At 40.8% G+C, this 15,103-nt stretch carries 8 protein-coding genes; 5 read left to right on the top strand and 3 right to left on the bottom strand.

Features of this window, described 5'->3' with window-relative positions; genetic code table 11:
* Positions 1-407: 407 nt before the first annotated feature.
* Positions 408-3,362, top strand: coding sequence for a pullulanase-associated domain-containing protein (locus ABD009_RS04220; RefSeq protein WP_343822963.1), 2,955 nt, complete (start codon positions 408-410; stop codon positions 3,360-3,362).
* Positions 3,363-3,586: 224 nt separating this feature from the next.
* On the opposite strand, the gene ABD009_RS04215 is transcribed toward ABD009_RS04220, so the two are convergent.
* The 3 genes from ABD009_RS04215 to ABD009_RS04205 are packed head-to-tail and all read right to left on the bottom strand — an operon-like array spanning position 3,587 to position 6,066.
* Positions 3,587-3,739 (bottom strand): DUF5989 family protein, encoded by a 153-nt coding sequence (locus tag ABD009_RS04215; protein WP_230961336.1) that lies wholly within the window; start codon positions 3,737-3,739, stop codon positions 3,587-3,589.
* Complete coding sequence (locus tag ABD009_RS04210) at positions 3,739-4,182, bottom strand: SxtJ family membrane protein (protein ID WP_343822960.1); 444 nt, start codon at positions 4,180-4,182, stop codon at positions 3,739-3,741. Before ABD009_RS04210 ends, ABD009_RS04215 begins: the two co-directional genes overlap by 1 nt.
* Positions 4,183-4,230: 48 nt before the next feature.
* Positions 4,231-6,066 carry a carbamoyltransferase family protein gene (locus tag ABD009_RS04205; RefSeq protein WP_343822958.1) on the bottom strand — a complete coding sequence of 612 codons (1,836 nt, stop codon included), beginning with the start codon at positions 6,064-6,066 and terminating at the stop codon, positions 4,231-4,233.
* A gap of 151 nt (positions 6,067-6,217) precedes the next feature.
* Here ABD009_RS04205 and ABD009_RS04200 point away from each other — a divergent pair, with 151 nt between their 5' ends.
* The 4 genes from ABD009_RS04200 to ABD009_RS04185 all read left to right on the top strand — a co-directional run bounded on the left by ABD009_RS04200 (position 6,218) and on the right by ABD009_RS04185 (position 15,103).
* The gene (locus tag ABD009_RS04200; RefSeq protein WP_343822956.1) at positions 6,218-8,047 is read left to right on the top strand and encodes an SGNH/GDSL hydrolase family protein; all 1,830 of its coding nucleotides are present in this window, start codon (positions 6,218-6,220) and stop codon (positions 8,045-8,047) included.
* 2 nt (positions 8,048-8,049) lie between these two features.
* Positions 8,050-9,888 carry an SGNH/GDSL hydrolase family protein gene (locus ABD009_RS04195; RefSeq protein WP_343822955.1) on the top strand — a complete coding sequence of 613 codons (1,839 nt, stop codon included), beginning with the start codon at positions 8,050-8,052 and terminating at the stop codon, positions 9,886-9,888.
* 110 nt (positions 9,889-9,998) lie between these two features.
* The gene (locus tag ABD009_RS04190) at positions 9,999-14,237 is read left to right on the top strand and encodes an alpha-1,6-glucosidase domain-containing protein (protein WP_343822953.1); all 4,239 of its coding nucleotides are present in this window, start codon (positions 9,999-10,001) and stop codon (positions 14,235-14,237) included.
* 164 nt (positions 14,238-14,401) lie between these two features.
* A complete protein-coding gene (locus tag ABD009_RS04185; protein ID WP_155695531.1) occupies positions 14,402-15,103 on the top strand; it encodes a VC0807 family protein in 702 nt (233 codons plus the stop codon).

Below are 15,103 nucleotides of genomic sequence, written 5' to 3'. Positions count from 1 at the left end.
TGAAGAGTGTGATTTCGCTTATCGGACTAAACAATTCACTTTAATAGCGTTTATATACACTTATATAACGTTTATTTTTTTTGGCAACGTATGCAAAGATAAAGAGTTGTTAATAAATATACAAGCGCCCATTGGTACGCATACGTATTCATGCAGGGTGCATATATAACAGTATATACAAAGGCTCGGGGGTTGTTTAAATTTGGCAGGTTGAGTGTATTGCAATCAACGTTTTTCGGACCGGTAATTAAAAGGTTGTGACCAGGCAACACCAATCACAACATTATAATAAATATTAACAGGGTTAATCAATTACCTACACCTCGCTATTAAGCCGTGAGCGGGTGGACAACATACTTTAAATAGCACCTAAAAACTAAAACACTAGTTAATTGGAGTTATTTCCTATGAATTTTAAGTTAAAGCCTTTGTCGCTTGCTGCATTAGCGACAGCTACAGTCTTAAGTGGTTGTGGTACAGAGGAAGAGACGATACAAAAGACTACCGTCTTTGATGCAGAATCAAATACAGGTCTTTGGTGTAAATTACCAGATATCGTTCAAACCGTAGATGCTGATTTTCATCCGTTAACAGAAACTGAAGTGGCTGCACTTAAGACTGTTGCGTTATCTATTGCCGATCCTGACAATACATTCAGTGACACTGAAAAAGAAACTTTTAGATCTTCGTTTAATGCCTATGAGTTTGATTACGGTACTTATGACCTATACCAAACACTGGGTTTGACGAAAGAAGAAGAAGCTCGTCGACTTGTTGCCAAAGAAGAAGCTCGTCAGTTTAAGATTGATCAAAAACAAGACGTTATTTTCGGTGACGATTTTGATACTTGGTTTGACGCTTGGTTTGAAACTGTCCCATATACAGATTACCTAGGTAATTCTCAGCGCCTACCCAAAGCGGCACTAGGTTTGGAATTAGCACTATCTGCCTCTAATAACGGCGAAGAAGCGTGTTACACACCGCCTACAGATTGCCCTAATTACCAAATGGTTGATGAGTCTGGTAAATACAACTGTATTATCCCTGAAGAAAATCCAATTGAAGATGCGCCAGCTGTAGCTGAAGCTGCGCAAGTAGCGTCTGATTCTGGTAAAGCTGTGATGTTCTATCGTAAAAACGGAGAACAAGTTGAGAGTAACTATACTGATATCACTATCCATGTGTGGAACGACTCTAACTGCACCGCCTACAATGAAGAAACGTCAACAACAACTTGGGGTTCTGGTTTAGCTCATTCTGGAATCGATGATAACTACGGTATGTACTGGATTCTTGATCTTCAAGAAAGTCACGACTCGTGCGGTAACATGATCGTTTATCAAAAGGGTGGCGATAAACAAGTTACTCAAAACGATGCAATGGTTCCACTTGGTAAATCAGGCGATGTTGTATTCCACAACTTGAACAAAATGTCATTCTTCCAGGAAGGTTTCACTCCGAATGTACTAGATGGCGCTTATTTAGCTAACCAACATCCATATTTTGGTGCAGCTGCTGGCGGAAAGTCATGTGGTTGGGGTACATCATTGGATGAAGCGGGTGAAGCATGTTTAGGTCAAGTTATTGAAAATTGTCCTGAAGGTACGTATGCAGTTGGTGCAGGCCAAGTTGATATCGCTTCTAAATGTGTTGCGGAATTTGATCCTGAAGAAACTACATTCTTATTACGTGGTGGGTTCAACGGTTGGGGTAATCCAACTGACGGCCAGGAATTCCAACAAACATCACCTGGTAAATATCACAAGATGTTTGAATATGGTGAACACCCTGAAGATGCAACTTTAGAATTTGCTTCTGAAACTTCAGTTGAGATAACTGTTGAAGCTGGAGCTACAATTACCTTCGAGCAACCGGTTGATGACGATGGCAAAGAAATCGACTTTGAACTTGATTTAAATAGCATTCCTACTGGTGCGACATTAATTTTAGCTGACGGTACAGAAGTTGTATTTGCAGAAAATGAAAATAAAGTTGTCCTTCCTGAAAGTGCTGAAGTACCTACTGTTGAAAACCTGATGATAGACTTAGCTGCTGGAAGTAAAATTACATTCGCAGCGGGTGCTAATCATGGTGATTTCGTTTGTACAGAAGATTGTGTTACTAGCTATGTATTTAAGATAGCTGATGCAGACTGGTCTGAACCAGCTTCTTATGGCGGTGTTTCAGGCGGTGATGCGTTAGAAGTAGGTGGAAACCCTAAACCACTTACAGCAGGCGAAGGCGTTGGGCAAGACATCGGTATCAAGATGCAAGATACAAGTGTTTACCAATTTACATTTGATGCAACAACTCCTTCAGAGGCAACTCTTAAGGTCGATCAAATAGCAATTCAAGCATTGCCAGCGGTAAAAATTGGCGATACTGAAACGCAACTAGACTTAACTAGCAACAGTGTTTACAAAGCTCGACTTGAACTTACAGCCCAAACTTACTCACTAACAATTACCGATTTATTGGTAGGTGGCGATTTAGCATATGGCGCTGCAACTGGCGGTGAAACTGATATTACATACTCAGTGGTAATCGACTTGGCAGAAGGATCTGATGCACTCTCTTTGACAATTCTTGAAAATGGCAAGTTCGACTTCACGTTAGACTTATCTGATTCTGAAAACCCTACTCTAAAGGTTGAGCAAGCTGCACCTTATGGTGAAGATCCTGTATACCTTCGTGGCTCAATGAATGGATGGGGCGCTAATGAAATAGATGAAGTTAAATACGACAAAGATAGTCGTACTTACACAACTATCATTGGTCTAGAAGCAAGCGAAAATCACAAGTTTAAGATTGCAGATGCAAGTTGGGGCGCAGTCAACAAAGGGGGCTCAGACTTTATCTTCTCTTCAGACGGTGAAGCAATTCGTGGCGACGGTGATATGTTTGTAACGACAACAAACTCTACTGTATATGCCTTCTCAATTTCATTTGCAGCGCCTGGTAAGCCAGTGCTTAAAGTCGATGAAGCTCCGATATATATTCGCGGTGGTATATATGGAGCTGGTGATTGGGCAGCTGACGAAACTATGCGTTTAAACTTTAAACCAGTAGATGCTGAGAGTGATGAGGAAGGCGGTAATATCTTCGCTGAAACACTAACCACAACAGGCCCTGGTTCGTTTAAAATTGCTGATGCTGATTGGGGCGGTGCATTTGGGGTTAACTATGGTGCGAGTCCAGCTCAAGCTGACTCTGGTGAAAGTACAATCGTTTTAGGTCAACCTATTACGTTAGTAGACGGAAATGATTCACAAAACTTAAACTTTAATTACCCAGCGGGTAAGTATTATTTCTCTTTTGATAATGCAACCAAGTCATTGGTTATTACAGCAGTAGAAGAGTAATTTAAGCTTCAACAATTAAAGTACTTTTTCAAAACCCAGCTTCGGCTGGGTTTTTTATTGCTCGAGTTTTATATTCGTTCGTTATACAGCTGTTTCTTTTGGAGGGCGAAAACCTAAGCAGTAGGCAATAAAAAGCCCATGGGTTTATTCATAGGCTTACATTATTATCGCGAGTGTCATTTAGCTCAAGCAGTACGCTAAAATAGCGTCTTAAAACACCTTTCTTAAAATAAGGTGTAAATGAAGCTTGCTAATGCACTTTGCTGAGTAGCAACAACAAGTCCACCTAATAGACTTAAAATAACAATAATCGGTAATAACCAAATCTTTTTACGGACGCGTAAAAACGCCCATAGGTCTGACATAAATTCCAACATTAAAAAGGATACTCCAGGTTCTTTTTATCTGATTTTGCCTCAACCTTTACGTAATTAGAAGGGGCGTTTTGACTTGATTTTTGGCTAATTGAGTTTTGGTATTGAAGCTTGCCAAAAATCCTTAAAATAAAGCCAATAGGCGCAATTAAAAGATAAAAGCATAGTCCTAAAATAATACGAGTATTAAACCAACCAATAGCCCCTGCAATAGTCATCCAAATACGATGCGGTAGCCATAACCACGCCGGCTTCACCAAATATAAGCTCATTAATACTAAGCTAATTATCAAAGGCCAAACCTGCCGTGCATAACTAAATAACCAAGGTAGTATCACTGAAAAAAACAGTGGAAACGCCCAGCTTATGGTTAACGCAAACTCTTTCAGTTCGGGTACTGCAGGCTTGCTTTTGTGTTGCGTTAAATTCGATTTATTAATTTTCATAATCTAGTTGTGACTCCTTGTGTGAGTCCCTTTAAGTTCTATTCAGGCTTAGTCTCTGTCAAATTTGGTCTGTTTTGCCAAAGCAATGGCGAATTCTGGCTGATCAGCTTTTTTAAGCACTACATTATTCATGACTAAGTAATCCATTTCCGTTGCCAAAAAGCAGCGAATAGCATCAGCAGGAGAACAAACTGGTGGCTCACCGCGCACGTTAAAGCTGGTATTCACAACGACTGCACAGTCTGTTTTTTCTTTAAAAGCGGAAATGAGAGCATGAAATTCAGGATTAGATTCAGCGTGTACCGTTTGAATTCGTGCTGAATAATCTACGTGTGTAATGGCAGGTAAAGTAGATCGTTGCTGTAATAGCTTATCAATGCCAAACAAGGACTCGTCAGTTTGTAGTCGAAGTGCCTTTTTAACATTGGCCACTAACAGCATGTATGGGCTTGCGCATTCGTGCTCAAAGTATTCACTAACGTCTTCTGCTAACACTGCTGGAGCAAAAGGCCTAAATGATTCGCGATATTTGATTTTTAAGTTCATGGTGCTCTGCATTTTTGTATTGCGGGGATCGCCAATAATGCTTCGGTTACCAAGCGCCCTGGGTCCAAACTCCATGCGGCCCTGAAACCATCCCACTACATTGCCTTGTTTCAATAGGTTGGCTGCAAAAGAATACAAATCCTCTTGGACATGAGCGGTTAAACCTTTCTCTTTGACCGCACTAAGCACATCTTCATTGCTATATGCCGGGCCTAAATAGCTTCCTTGTTGACTGTCTTGGTTTTTGTTGACGCTTCTTTTGCCGTCAAAGTAATGATGATAAGCCACTAAACCAGCGCCGAGTGCGCCACCGGCATCACCTGCAGCAGGTTGAATCCAAATGTTTTTATATGGACCTTCACGTAATAAGCGACCGTTTGATACACAGTTTAAAGCTACACCGCCCGCTAGACAGAGGTTGTCACTTGGCGCCAAGGTATATAAATGCTTTACTATTTTTAGAACAATTTCTTCCGTTACCACTTGGATAGAGCGCGCTAGGTCCATTTGTTTTTGTGTTACTTCTGCATCATCAGGTTGGCGCGGCCCGCCAAATAAGTCAGCAAACTTACTATTTGTCATGGTGCTGCCAACGGCAAAATCAAAATAACTCATATCTAAATGAAAGCTGCCGTCATCGTGCAAGGTTACAAGCTTCTCTAAAATGATATCAACGTATTTAGGTTCGCCGTATGGCGCTAAACCCATTAATTTATATTCACCAGAATTAACTTTAAACCCGCAGTAATAAGTAAACGCGGAATAGAGTAGGCCAAGGGAATGTGGGAATTGAATTTCCCATAAAGGCGTTAATTGATTTCCATTTCCTTTCCAAGCGGTGGACGTTGCCCATTCTCCAACACCATCAAGGCAAAGCACTGAGGCATCCTCATATGGCGATGGGAAGTAGGCCGAACCAGCATGCGATAAATGGTGTTCTGAAAAAAGAAGTTTAGGTATTGGGGCTTTTTTGTCGATTTCAGCTAATTGTCTAAATTCACGTCTTAAAACGGTCTTCAGGTACAGTTTTTCTTTTAGCCAAATGGGCATGGCTCTAATGAAAGATCTGATGCCGCGAGGCGCATTCGCAAGATAAGTTTCTAGTAAGCGCTCAAACTTAAGTAATGGCTTGTCATAAAAGATAATGGCGTCGATATCGGCTAGTTTTAAATTGCCTTCAGCCAGGCAGTAATTAATGGCTTGTGCTGGAAAACTAGGGTCATGCTTAAGTCTAGTAAAGCGCTCTTCTTGAGCCGCAGCTACTATTTTACCATCTACAATCAGTGCCGCTGCGCTGTCGTGGTAATACGCAGAAATTCCTAAAATACGTGTACTCATTAAACCCCAAAATTCCTCTATAAGTCATCTTATTAAATCGTGACATTTTTAAGCAGTATATAGCATTTTACGCTTGCGGGAATAGTGTCAATTGGATAACGTTACAGGTTAATTCTGGTATTTTTCTCACCTTAACAAACGAGTGTTTTTAGTGAATTCAAACAAGGCCGTTAAAGCAGCAAAACCTCTCTTTTATTTTATTGCTATCCTTATTCCTATTGTGGTGTTTATTGCTGCGGAAATGGTATTAAGAGTATTGAACTATGGTGTTCAAGAGCCCTTGTTTATTTCAGCTCCTAAGAGCGTTAATAGCAGTTTGCAAGAGCCGTCAGGTGAAACAAGTGAATACCTGCAGCCAAATCCAAACCTTATTCATCGATATCTCTCATCACCAGAGCTCGCCCCTAATGTCAGCCCAGATACGGTTTACTTTAGTAAAAAGAAAAGCAATGACACATTTCGAATTGTTATCCAAGGTGGCTCAACAGCAGCAGGCTTTCCTTTTGGTCGATTTGGCTCGTTGCATGGCATGTTGCAACAACGTTTAAAAACAGCTTATCCAGACAAGAATATTGAAATTATAAATACCGCGATGGCGGCGGTTAACACGTTTACCTTAGTAGACATTCAAGACGAAATAATAGAGCTAGAGCCTGATCTAGTTCTCATTTACTCAGGTCACAATGAATATTTAGGTGTGTTAGGCGCGGGTTCTGTTATGGGATCGCAAAGTAGTTACAGTGCAACACTGATATATTTAAAACTAAAGTCGCTGCGTTTATTTAAGTTACTAGAGTCCACCTACGCTCAGCTGGTGCTTGAGGGAGACAAAAACAATTCAGGCGATATTAAATCAAACTCATTAACATCAGAAAAAGAGACGGGCTCGGAGTCACGTTCTGTGATGGCACAGGCGGCTAAGGGCCAACTGATTGAACTAAATGGCGATATTTATAATCAGGGGCTGGAGCAGTTTAGCGGTAACCTTGATATGTTGCTGAGCAATTATCAAGAAGCTGATATTCCGGTTTTGATTGGTAATTTAGTTAGTATTGAACGAGGTTTAACGCCGTTTGCTGCCAGTGACTCCAATCTTTATTCGAATGCACAAAGTGATTTTGATAGTGAAAATTATGACGCCGCAAAACAAGGTTATGTGAACGCAAAGGACGACGACCAATTACGTTTTAGAGCACCAAGTGCATTTAACTCAATGATTGAAAACAAAGCCAAGCAATACGGTGCAACGCTAGTTGATGTTTACGGCCGTTTTGAGCAGTCGAGTAACAATAAAATACTAGATCACACATTGTTGTTAGAACACGTCCACCCCACTAAGCTTGGTTACTTTTTATTAGCGGATGCCTTTTACCAGAATATAACGGAAACTCTAGGCAAGCCTGAAAATGAGCTTTCCGAGGCTGATGCGCTTTTTTGGTCGCCTATCAGTGAGCTAAATGAAAAATATGCGGAATTAAAAATTGCCAGTTTAATCAATGGTTATCCATTTACCGATACACCCAAAATAATGCCTAAATTTGTGCCGGGATCTGCATTGGAGCAGATTTTGTTAAAGCGCCTAAAAGGTGACAATTGGTTATTACTGCAACAGTCTCTTTTAAGATTATATATGCAGAAAAACAACTTAGCGGAGGCTGCAAAAGTAGCCGGTATTATTGCTGATGCCGTAACTGTTTCAGCAGAGAGTCATAACACGGCGGCCAAGTTATTTAGACAATCAAATCAATTGGGTTTAGCTAGGTATCATCAAAACCAGGCACTTAGACTAGAGCCAGATTCTGAGAAGTATAAAATGAACTTAGCGTTTGATTTATTTTTGGCAAACGAATTTGATGCGAGTTTGTTGATATTAAATGACGTGAAAAAAACAACAAAAGACATGGCACGGGTGACTTTCTTTTTGCAAAAAGTAGAGTCAGCAAAGTCCGCCTATAAAAAATTACAGCAGTCATCGGAGTAAAAATGGAATCATCGTCGTCAAAAGTTTGGTTATTTAGAACGATTACCGTTTTGCTACCATTTGTTATTTTATTACTGTTAGAGTTAGTTTTACGTGGTGTAGGTTTTGGCCAAAGTGTGCCTCTATTTATAAATAATCCGCAAGCGCCAAGTTACTTATTACCTAAACCTGACGTTGTTTCGCGATATTTTTCCGATCCTTCAGCTGGTCCTGACGTGACAATTGAAACTAACTTCTTTTTAGCTGAAAAACCAAAAGATGGATTAAGAATTTTTGTACAAGGTGGTTCAACGGCAGCCGGTTTCCCTTATGGCTTTGGAGCGTCAATCGCTGGTATGCTGGATTATCGGTTAAAACAATCTTACCCAAATAGAGAAGTGGAAGTTATTAACACCGCTTTATCTGCAGTAAATAGTTATACCTTGTTGGACTTTGCCGATGAGATTATTGATCAAAAGCCGGACGCAGTGCTTATTTACGCGGGACACAACGAGTTTTTAGGCATCATGGGCGTAGGCTCTACTTATTCGGCGTACAGTTCAAGAAGTGCGAATTTGATGTTTCTTAAACTTAAAAATCTTCGATTATTTCAATTAATGCAAAGTGCTTACGACGGCTTAACGAGTGCCAACAACGACATAAAAAACAGTGCCGATAGACAATCACGGACGGTAATGGCGAAAGTGGCAAAACATCGCAATATCGATATTAATAATCCGTTATTTAGTGCTGGTCTTGAACAGTTTAATGGCAACATGACATTGCTATTAGATAAATATAAGCGAGCGGGAATACCTGTGTTTTTGAGTACTATCGCCAGTAATTTAGCAGACCAACCACCATTTGAGTCAACGCATATTGAGGACGAGTTTTTACCAATGTTGCGCAAGTCGCCTGAGCAGTGGTCGGCTATTGAGCAAAGTATTATTGAAAAACAAGCGACTAAATACAGCAGCGCTCAAGCATACTTTTTACTTGGAAAAGCGCAACTAAGCCAAAAACAGTTTAGTAAAGCAAAATTGAATTTTGAGTTGGCTCGCCAGCATGACTTACTGAGATTTAGAGCACCGCTTGAAATGAACCAGATAATTAGGCAATTAGCGGCGGATGAAAATGTCACCTTAGTAGATGCAGAGCGCAATTTAACCAAGGTGGCAGAGCACGGCATTATTGGTAGAAGCCTAATGCTAGAACATTTGCACCCAACCATTAAAGGGTATTTTGAGATTTCCAATACGTTTTATGAATCGTTAGTTACTTCGCCTCAGCTACCAAAGGTAGTTAATAAAGTAGGGCGTTTTGCAGCGCAAAGTGAGTTGCCAATTTTTGATGCGGAAATATATAAAGGTCATGCAGCCATTGCGGGTTTAATGGCGGATTATCCATTTACTTCAGAGCCTACTTCTAAGCGCTTACCACCAGTAACGAATGCGGCAGAACGAATGGGCTTAAAGATGGTTCAAAATAAAATAAGTTGGCTTGATGTGGCACAAGCAGAGCTTGAGCTAGCCAATAAAAACAAGCAACCTAAACAATTGGCAAAGGCTGCAAAATTGATGTCAGACGCTATGCCTTATAATGCGGAGTTTGCTTTTCAAGCGGGCAGCGCTTTGATTTATAGTAAACAATCGGCGCAGGCCATTCGCTATTTGAGTCGTTCATTAAAACATAAGCCAAACTATATTAATGCGATGTTGGCCATGGCACATGCGAATGCAGAACTTAAGAATCTGAAGCAAGCTAAGCACTGGCTTTTGGAAGTTAAAAAGATAGATCCTAAAAATAAAGTAGTGGCTGATAACCTCAACGAGCTGGAAAAGGCACTCAACGCAAATAAATAATTTACATACGTATTCAACAGATAGTTGACCTCGTTCTTTTTATAGTAGGGCAATAAAAATAGATACGCCTACTAAATAATAATAAAGAATAAAATCAACAGGAATACAAAATGTCAAATAAGTCATGGCTCAATCGCACTATGCTGCTTTCGGCAGTGTCAGTTGCGTTAACCGCTTGCGGCGGTGGTGGAGGCGGCAGCGACGATGTCTCTCCATTACAGTGTACGGCACCTAAAGTTTTAAACGATGCAAAAAATGCCTGTATAACTCCAACCGTGGAGCCTGAAAACTCAGCCCCAGTATTTACTTCTCTAGCGTCATTAAGTGTTGAACAAGGCATAGCGAATAGCACGGTTGTCTATACCGCCGCTGCTAACGACGCGGACGGTGATACCATTACTTATGCGCTTGCTGATCCTAAAGCTGCTTTCACCATTGACGCCAGTACAGGTGTTGTCAGCGTTACTGATACATCTAAATTGTTGGCAAGTGATTCCGCTAATTATCAAATGACGATAACGGCGACAGATGACGGCTCTCCGAGCAAGTCTGTGTCATTAACGGTAGCTGTTACTGTGACTGAAGCCGTAGTAAACGTTCCTGCTCCATCTTTAAAACCAACAGATTCACAGGGTGCCATTTATTATTACCGTGATGATGGTGACTACACTGGGTTTGCGCTGCACGCTTGGAATGATGAGACTTGCGATGGGTACGCTCAATTTGAATCACCTGGCTCTACTGGAGCTACAGGTACTGAATGGACTGCCGGATTAGCGCCAACGGATACAGATGAAAACTATGGTGCGGTTTGGTTATTTGATACAAAGGCCGGCGCAACCTGCGCAAACTTCATTATTCATAATGGCGATAATAAAGATCCTGATACGGATCAAAAGCTAGTTTTAGAAGATGATAGGTGGTCATTTGTTGTTTCTGGTGTAGGTGTATTTACCGCGCCTGAAGATGTGTCTTTGGAAGCTCCTTTTCAAATTCAAAACGCGTCAGCTCATTGGGTCAATGAAAATACCATTGTTTGGAATGGCACCAGCGATAATGTAAAACTATTGTGGTCAATGGACGGCAGTTTAGATAACAGCTTTTCTACTACTAATAGCCTAACGTTAACGAAAGTAGACTTCCCTGAAAGCCTTGAGGAAGTAGTTCCACACTTATCAACGTGGCAAGCCTACTCGTTTAGTGCAACTGACGCACAACAACAAGAGTTAGTAAAAAGTCAGTTAGTACTTGCTTCATTTTATAGCAATGACGAGCCAGAGTCTGCGACTTATGTTCAGTTTGCAAAAGCCTTTGACGATATTTACACCTCAGGCAGCGATGATGCTGATGAGCAGCGCTTAGGGCTGTTTTATAATGCCAGTGGTAATATTGAGCTCAATGTTTGGGCGCCAAGTTCGCAAGAGTTAAAACTAGATGTATTTAATGCCAGCAAAGAGCTAGTTGAATCGCATGTAATGACTGAAAATACTGAAACTGGTATTTGGCATTTTGAAACCGATAGCTCAATGAGTTACGACCGTTTGTATTACCGATTATCAACTAAGGTTTATCATCCTTTAACAAAGCAAGTTGAAACTTTGTGGTCAACAGACCCTTATTCAGTGAATACATCGACTAATGGCCGCTACTCTCAGTTTGTGAATATGACCGATGCTGATTTGTATCCAGCAGGTTGGGTTGGGCACGTTGCTCCTACCGTTGAATATCCTGAGCAGGGCGTCTTACTAGAAGCTCATATCAGAGACTTTAGTATTCGTGATGAAAATACGACCGTTGCTAATCGTGGTAAATATAAAGCCTTTACTGAGTCTGGTTCTGATGCAATGACGTACTTGTCAGAATTAACAGATGCAGGTGTTACTCACTTCCATATGTTACCAGCAAATGACATTGCCACTATTGAAGAAGATGCGTCTAATCGCATTGACTTAACCAATACAGTTGAAGAGTTATGCGCAAAAAATAACAAGGCACCTGTATGTGGTGTTGAGTTAGATTCAGACACGCTGATGGATGTATTAAAAAGTTATGACTCTGCTACGGAAGACGCTAAAAACTTAGTGGAGAGTATGAGTGGCTTTGATGGTTTCAACTGGGGTTACGACCCTCACCATTTTAACGTGGTTGAAGGTAGTTATGCTTCTACTCCTGAAGGCGTTGCAAGAATAAAAGAATTCCGTGAAATGGTATTAGCACTGCATGATACTGGTCTTCGAGTTATTTTAGACGTTGTTTATAACCATACTAGCGCCTCGGGTGTTTATGACAATTCAGTATTCGATAAAGTTGTACCTGGTTATTACCATCGTTATAACGAAGTGACAGGTCTAATCGAAACTTCTACTTGCTGCGACAACATTGCCACTGAACACAAAATGATGGACAAGTTTGTAGTGGACTCTGTGGTTCATTGGGCTGAGCATTATGGTTTAGACGGTTTCCGTTTTGACGTAATGGGACACTTACCTTCACAGTTGATGCTTGATAGCCGTGCAGCCGTTGCGGCAATCGACGCCGATACTTACTTTTATGGTGAAGGTTGGAACTTAGGTGAAGTAGCGAATGACCGTTTGTTTAAACAGGCGACTCAGTACAACCTAGCAGATTCAGAGATTGGTACCTTTAACGACCGTCCACGAGACTCAATTCGTGAACAAGGTTTGGGGCAGGGCAACTTAACCAAGTCTGATCATATTCGATTAGGATTAGCAGGCACGTTACAAAACTATGAATTAGAAGATCAGTCAGGCGTGACTAAAAAAGGCATTGTTTATGACAAGTCTTCTTACGCGCTAGACCCAGCTGACATTATCAACTACGTTTCAAAACATGATAACGAAACGCTGTATGATTACCTGCAATATAACTTTAATGCGGATACAACAGCGGCGACTCGAACGCGAGTGCACATGTTATCAGCGGCTATTCCGTTAATGAGCCAAGGTATTCCATTTTTCCAATTAGGTGTTGATAAAATTCGTTCTAAATCAATGGATCGTAACACTTATGATTCAGGCGATTGGTTCAACTTTGTTGATTACACCAATGAAAGTAATAACTGGAATGTGGGCTTACCAATTGAAAGAGATGCTCAATATAACGTAGCGCAAAGCGCCAATGCTAACGCAGCAGTTGCGATGTCTGACATTCAGCTTTCTAGCTCGGTATTCAAAGAGTTTTTGAGTATTAGAGCGGCCAGTCCTCTATTCAGTTTAACCACTGAGCAGGACGTTATTAATCGAGTCGGTTTCCATAACACTGGACCAAGCCAAACGCCTGGCTTAATTGTTATGAGCATTGACGATGGCAATGGTGTTTCAGATATAGATGATAGTGTTGATGCAATTGTAGTTGTAGTAAATGCAACGGATGCTTCTCAAAGTCACTCAGTGAAAACAGCAAGCGGATTTAAATTACATGATACACAGCTAAATTCAGACGATACGGTTGTTCGTAGTGCAAGCTTTGCTGAAACCGCAACAGAAGGAACGTTTACTGTTCCGGCTCACACTATTGCGGTTTTTGTAAAAGCACAAGCGGGTGCTCAAGGGCCGGGCTTAGCCACTGACCCAGACAAAATTGCATCACCGTACAACGACACTATTATGGGTGTTGAAGGTATTACATCAGGAAGCTTTGCTGCTTTTGAGTACGATGGACGTGGTGTTTACTCTGGTTCAATTACTTTAGATGCAGGTAGTTATGAGTTTAATATTGGCGATGCAACATTAGCGACTGAAAACCTAGCATTTGCCGATGTTTCAATTGATTCTGAGTCACTTACAGTTATTGAAGGTACAACAGAAAACTTTGGTATTACCGTTACTCAATCAGCGTCATATAACGTAACGTTAAATGTTGAAGCTGCAACGCCAGTATTATCAATCACGTTAGGAAACCTATTAGTTTCCTGTAGCTTGGCTGATTCAGCGGATGTTGCGCCATTTGATATTGCTGGTGATGGCAGCCTATATGTTAAAGGTGACCATTCAGGTTGGAACGCAGTAAGCGATTACCAACTTAAATACAAAGGTAATAACATTTACCAAGCCGTGGCTAGTTTTGATGGCAATATGCAGTTTAAATTGGCATCTAGTGACGGTGATTGGGCAACACAATTGTGGGTCCCAAATTCATCAGGTGGTGTTGAAACGGCAAACTTGGCAGTGGGCACGGAACATGTTGTTGCTTACAACGATGGTGGTATTGACAATAACTCAGCAAATCTATCGGCAGGGACATACAGCTTCAAATTAACATTGAATGAAGCAAACCCGTCACAAGGCGCTGATGTAGGTACGCTTATTATTGAGCAGTGTTCAGAGTAAGCCTCACCACTAGAGTGACGATTATAGAAATATAAAGTAATAGAAGCGGCCTTAGGGTCGCTTTTTTTATAGCCTAATAATTAAGTTAGCTTCTCGCACTTATTACGATGCTAAGGTAATATCGGGCACAGAGTTTAACTAAATATGCAGTATGAAAATCAAATATGACAACGCAACCAACAAAACCTAAAAAGAACAATACGTTCCTTGAGCTGATATTCAATATTATTATTCCATCATTGATATTAATGAAGTTGTCGGGAGATGAATACTTAGGCACGGTTAACGGACTAATAGTGGCGCTAGCGTTCCCAATTGCTTATGGCATTTATGACTTTGTGCAATCTAAGACTTTCAACTTTATCTCGTTGTTGGGCTTTTTAAGCACCTTGTTAACGGGCGGTATAGGTTTGTTTGAGCTAGACGCAGAGTGGCTGGCAATTAAAGAAGCGGCTATTCCAGCCATTATTGGTTTAGTGGTGCTCGTTTCTGGCTTTAGTGGAAAGCCTTTATTGGCCAAACTAATGCTAAACCCAACGTTGTTTAACTTAAATTTAATTTATGACACTTTGGCTGAAAAAGGCAATGTAGCTGAGTTTAAATCTAAAATAAACACCGCAAATCACTTGTTAGCCTCTACTTTTGTTTTCTCTGCAGCGGCAAATTACATTTTGGCTAAGATGATAGTGACAAGCCAAGCAGGCACCGTTGAGTTTAACGAACAGTTAGGTGAAATGACGTTAGTGAGCTATCCAGTCATCGCTATTCCATCATTAATAATGCTGATTGGCATTATGATATACGTTGTTAAAACTATTACTCGTTTGACAGGCCTTAAATTCGAACAAGCTTTAAACCAGGAATAA

Source organism: Psychrosphaera haliotis (assembly GCF_039523615.1).
In the GTDB taxonomy this organism is placed as follows: Bacteria; Pseudomonadota; Gammaproteobacteria; order Enterobacterales; family Alteromonadaceae; genus Psychrosphaera; species Psychrosphaera haliotis.
Note: the sequence above shows the minus strand (reverse complement) of the source record. Positions and strands in the feature narration are given on the sequence as shown.

Coding starts and splice junctions, on each gene's coding strand:
- ABD009_RS04210 (WP_343822960.1), bottom strand. CDS start 4,182: ATGAAAATTAATAAATCGAATTTAACGCAACACAAAAGCAAGCCTGCA.
- ABD009_RS04185 (WP_155695531.1), top strand. CDS start 14,402: ATGACAACGCAACCAACAAAACCTAAAAAGAACAATACGTTCCTTGAG.
- ABD009_RS04220 (WP_343822963.1), top strand. CDS start 408: ATGAATTTTAAGTTAAAGCCTTTGTCGCTTGCTGCATTAGCGACAGCT.
- ABD009_RS04205 (WP_343822958.1), bottom strand. CDS start 6,066: ATGAGTACACGTATTTTAGGAATTTCTGCGTATTACCACGACAGCGCA.
- ABD009_RS04195 (WP_343822955.1), top strand. CDS start 8,050: ATGGAATCATCGTCGTCAAAAGTTTGGTTATTTAGAACGATTACCGTT.
- ABD009_RS04190 (WP_343822953.1), top strand. CDS start 9,999: ATGTCAAATAAGTCATGGCTCAATCGCACTATGCTGCTTTCGGCAGTG.
- ABD009_RS04215 (WP_230961336.1), bottom strand. CDS start 3,739: ATGTTGGAATTTATGTCAGACCTATGGGCGTTTTTACGCGTCCGTAAA.